At 74.9% G+C, this 383-nt stretch carries 1 pseudogene; it reads right to left on the bottom strand.

Features of this window, described 5'->3' with window-relative positions:
* Positions 1 to 133 (bottom strand): annotated as a pseudogene (locus PUR56_RS10910) (uroporphyrinogen-III synthase); the annotation flags it as partial.
* Between the last annotated feature and the right edge of the window lie 250 nt (positions 134 to 383).

The raw sequence follows: 383 nt of genomic DNA, 5'->3' as shown, positions 1-383 counted from the left end.
GCACGAGGTCCGGCTTCACGCCGAAGTCGACCAGCGCCTGCGCGGTGGTCTCGCCGACCGCCGCGACCTGGATCCCGGCGAACGCCCGGGCGTCCAGGCCGTACTCCTCGAACTTCTCCCGCACGGCGCGCAGCCGGTCCACGTCCTGAGAGAGCCCGTCAGCCATCGAGTCCCCAGGTTTCAACTGGTCAGGCGGCTCGGGCGTGGCTGGGATGAGGTGGGGGGGGGCCGGGTGGGTGGGGGCGGGCGGCGACGGGCGCGGCCGCGTTCGCACGAGCACCCGGCTGAACTCCAGTCACCAAGAAACCGCGCGTATGCCGTCTGCTCCGGTAAGGGTCGGGGGGTGGGGCGGGCGCGGGGGCTGGGGGGGCGGGGGGCGCGGG

The organism is Streptomyces sp. BE303 (assembly GCF_036290945.1).
In the GTDB taxonomy this organism is placed as follows: Bacteria; Actinomycetota; Actinomycetes; order Streptomycetales; family Streptomycetaceae; genus Kitasatospora.
The sequence above is the reverse complement of the archived record's forward strand: the minus strand, read 5'-3'. Positions and strand labels throughout refer to the sequence as shown.